This is a genomic window from Corallococcus sp. 4LFB (assembly GCF_046520365.1).
GTDB lineage: Bacteria > Myxococcota > Myxococcia > Myxococcales > Myxococcaceae > Corallococcus > Corallococcus caeni.
This window is the reverse complement of the sequence record NZ_JBKGHJ010000681.1, coordinates 1-3,500: the sequence shown is the minus strand read 5'-3', so window position 1 is coordinate 3,500 and position 3,500 is coordinate 1. Positions and strand designations below refer to the sequence as shown.

The following is a 3,500-nucleotide window of genomic DNA, read 5'->3' as shown; positions in this document are numbered from 1 at the left end:
GACCGCCACCGCCGCCGCCGCCGTTGCCGCGCGACGGGCCCCGGCCACCCCGGTTCATCGGGGGACGGCTGTCCTCCACGTCACCGGGCAGGGGAGGGGCAGCTGCGAACGGAAGGCGGAGTCCGCCACCACCGGCACGCTGCGGCGGATGGTGCGCTCGATGTCGCGCAGGTACGCGCGCTCCTCGGTGTCGCAGAAGGACACGGCCTGGCCGCTGGCGCCCGCGCGGCCCGTGCGGCCGATGCGGTGCACGTACTGCTCCGGCACGTTGGGCAGGTCGTAGTTGAACACGTGCGACAGCCCGTCGATGTCGATGCCGCGCGCCGCGATGTCCGTGGCCACCAGCACGCGCAGGGTGCCCGCGCGGAACTCGTCCAGCGCGCGCTCGCGGGCGTTCTGGCTCTTGTTGCCGTGGATGGCGTCCGCGCGCACGCCCGCCGCCGTGAGCTGCTTGGCCACGCGGTTGGCGCCGTGCTTCGTGCGCGTGAAGACGAGCGCGCGCGGAATCGCCTTCGCGTCCTGGAGCAGGTGCGTGAGCAGCGCGCGCTTCTCCTCGCGCTCCACGAAGTACACCTGCTGGCTCACCGTCTCCGCCGTGCTGGACGCGGGGGACACCTCCACGCGCACGGGGTCCTTCAGGATGTTGCGCGCCAGGTCCATGATGTCCGGCGGCAGCGTCGCGCTGAAGAACAGCGTCTGGCGCACCTGCGGCAGCACCTTGATGACCCGCCGCACGTCGTGGATGAACCCCATGTCCAGCATGCGGTCCGCCTCGTCGAGCACGAACACCTCCAGCGCCCGCAGCGTCACGAAGCCCTGGTCGATGAGATCCAACAGGCGCCCCGGCGTCGCCACCAGGATGTCCACGCCCTGGCGCAGCGCCTGGACCTGCGGGTTCTGGCCCACGCCGCCGAACACCACCGCGTGGCGCAGGGGCAGGTGCTTGCCGTAGGTGCCGAAGCTGTCGCTCACCTGGCTGGCCAGCTCGCGCGTGGGCGTCAGCACCAGGCAGCGCACCGGACGGGCGCCGCCCGCGGGCGCCTTCGCCGACAGGCGCTGGAGGATGGGCAGCGCGAACGCCGCCGTCTTGCCCGTGCCCGTCTGGGCCACGCCCAGCACGTCCTTGCCCGCGAGGGCATGGGGAATCGCCTTCACCTGGATGGGCGTCGGCGTGGTGTAGCCCTCCGCCTTGACGGCCTTGAGGAGCGAATCGGTCAACTGCAGTTCGTCGAAAGTCATGAAATCCCGCATGAGATGGGTGGGCGCGCTCCCCGTTCTGGCGGGGGACCACTCCCCCTTCTGGCGGGGGACCGACCGCGCAGCGCGCCCTCCCGCGGTATTGCGGGGGCGCCTGGCGGTACGCGGTCAGGCCAACCTGCGGCCCGAGGCACCTGGAAACGTCTTGGAACCCCTGGGCCTCCGGATGGATTCCCGGCGCCGCCCAGGGCCCGGCCACACTGCCTGCAACGGGGGGCAATGTCCCGGGAAATCCTCCCCACCCGGCTGCCCCACGCCGCTGTGGAGATTTCGGACAGGGCTGTTGGCCGCCTGTCCCCGTCGTCCACAACCCCCCACTCCAGCCGCCGACAGCCCCTCTCCCGGACCCCCTCCCAAGCGGCCGGAATCCTTGGAGCACCAAGTGTCCATCCAGGGCCCGCCCAGGGGTAGCTCCTTGGAATGATTGGGTAATTTCCCAGGGCCTGTCGCTTGGCATGGCCGTTGCTAGCCTTTGCCGCGTCGCGCCGTAATGGCGCGGGCGGTGGCCCCTGGTGAGGAGCGGGACTTGAAGCGGTGGCAGCGACAGACGGTGGGGATGGCCTGGGGGATGGGGCTGTGCGTTGGGGCGCTGGCGTGTGCCCAGCAGCCCAGGGTGGGGGCGGCGGTGGAGGCGTCCGGCTTCTCGGCGGCGACGGTGGAGCAGCAGGCCCGCGCGCTGGCCGCGAAGCCGTACCAGGAGCCGCCCGTCGGCGTGCCCCCGGCCTTCGAGAAGCTCTCCTACGATCAGTACCGCGACATCCGCTTCCGCGACGCCGCGTCGCTGTGGCGTGAAGAGGGGCTGCCGTTCCGGGCGCAGTTCTTCCACCCCGGTTTTTATTACACGCGTCCGGTGGGCGTGAACGTGGTGGAGGGGGGCAGGGCGCGCCCGGTGCCGTTCTCCACGGACCAGTTCACCTACGGCCCGCTGGTGGGGAGTCCGCCCGGGGGCAGGGTGAACGGCTTCGCGGGCTTCCGCCTCAACGCGCCGCTCAACACGAAGGACTACTACGACGAGCTGGTGGCCTTCCTGGGCGCCAGCTACTTCCGCGCGCTGGGCAGGGGCAACGTGTACGGCCTGTCCGCGCGCGGGCTCGCCATCGACACGGCGCAGCCGGGGGGCGAGGAGTTCCCCACGTTCCGCGAGTTCTGGCTGGAGACGCCGGCGAAGGGCTCGGACACGGTGGTGGTGCACGCGCTGATGGACAGCCCCAGCGTCACGGGCGCGTACCGCTTCGCCATCCACCCGGGTGAGCGGACGGTGATGGACGTGGACGCCACGGTGTTCGCGCGCAAGGCGGTGCGCCAGCTGGGCGTGGCGCCGCTCACCAGCATGTTCCTCTTCGGGGAGAACGACCGGGGCGACTTCGACGACTTCCGCCCGGAGGTGCACGACTCCGACGGCATCTCCGTGTGGATGAAGAACGGCGAGCGGCTGTGGCGCCCCCTGAAGAACCCCCGGCAGATCCAGGTGAGCAGCTTCCACACGGACGGGCTGGCGGGCTTCGGCCTGTTGCAGCGCGACCAGGCCTTCAGCAGCTACGAGGACCTGGAGGCGCGCTCCGAGCGGCGTCCGGGCGCCTGGGTGGAGCCGGTGGGCGACTGGGGCGCGGGCTCCGTGCGGCTCGTGGAGCTGCCGACCCGCGAGGAGATCCACGACAACATCGTGGCCTTCTGGGTGCCGGATGCGCCGGTGCGGGCAGGTGCACAGCTTCGCTTCTCCTACCGGCTGTCCTGGGGCTTCGCCCCCGAGGGCGCGAAGGCCGGAGGTTCCACCGTCGCGGCGACGCGTGTCGCGGCGGGCAGCAAGCCGGGGGCGCGCCGCTTCGTCCTCGACTTCACGAAGGCCAGCGGTGAGGGCACGGGCCCGGTGGAGGCGGTCGTCACCGCTTCACGCGGCCAGGTGCTGCACCCGCGCGCGGAGGTCCACGCCGTCACCGGCGGCTTCCGCGCGGCCTTCGAGCTCATGCCCGACGCGGAAGGCCCCGTCGAGCTGCGCTGCTTCCTGAAACGCGGTTCCGAGACCCTCACCGAGACCTGGAGCTACCTGTGGATTCCGTGACCACGCACCCGTTCATCTCCTTCGCCCCGGCGATGCCGCAGGAGGCCCGAGCGGACACCCGGGCCGCGCTGGTGGGCTTCTTCCAGGACTTCGGCTTCACCGCTCGCGGCGACCTGGAGCGGCTGGCGGGCTGGGTCCTGGGCGCGCGCGAGCTGTCCCTGTCGCCGGAGGCCGCGCTGGCGCT

The 3,500-nt window shown here is 71.7% G+C and carries 2 protein-coding genes and 1 pseudogene; 2 read left to right on the top strand and 1 reads right to left on the bottom strand.

The genetic code is table 11. From position 1 onward, the window contains the following. Positions 1 to 54: 54 nt before the first annotated feature. Complete coding sequence (locus tag ACLEQD_RS39440) at positions 55 to 1,239, bottom strand: DEAD/DEAH box helicase (RefSeq protein WP_410391070.1); 1,185 nt, start codon at positions 1,237 to 1,239, stop codon at positions 55 to 57. 574 nt (positions 1,240 to 1,813) lie between these two features. On the opposite strand from ACLEQD_RS39440, the gene ACLEQD_RS39435 reads away from it, so the two are divergent. Both ACLEQD_RS39435 and ACLEQD_RS39430 read left to right on the top strand, forming a co-directional pair. Then, entirely contained in the window at positions 1,814 to 3,316 is a 1,503-nt protein-coding gene (locus tag ACLEQD_RS39435) for a glucan biosynthesis protein (protein ID WP_410391072.1), read from the top strand. Then, positions 3,313 to 3,500 (top strand): annotated as a pseudogene (locus ACLEQD_RS39430) (hypothetical protein); the annotation flags it as partial. The gene ACLEQD_RS39435 and the pseudogene ACLEQD_RS39430, both read left to right, overlap by 4 nt.

Bases quoted from the DNA above. Each gene is read 5' to 3' on its own strand.
- ACLEQD_RS39440 (WP_410391070.1), bottom strand. From the start codon at position 1,239: ATGACTTTCGACGAACTGCAGTTGACCGATTCGCTCCTCAAGGCCGTC.
- ACLEQD_RS39435 (WP_410391072.1), top strand. From the start codon at position 1,814: ATGGCCTGGGGGATGGGGCTGTGCGTTGGGGCGCTGGCGTGTGCCCAG.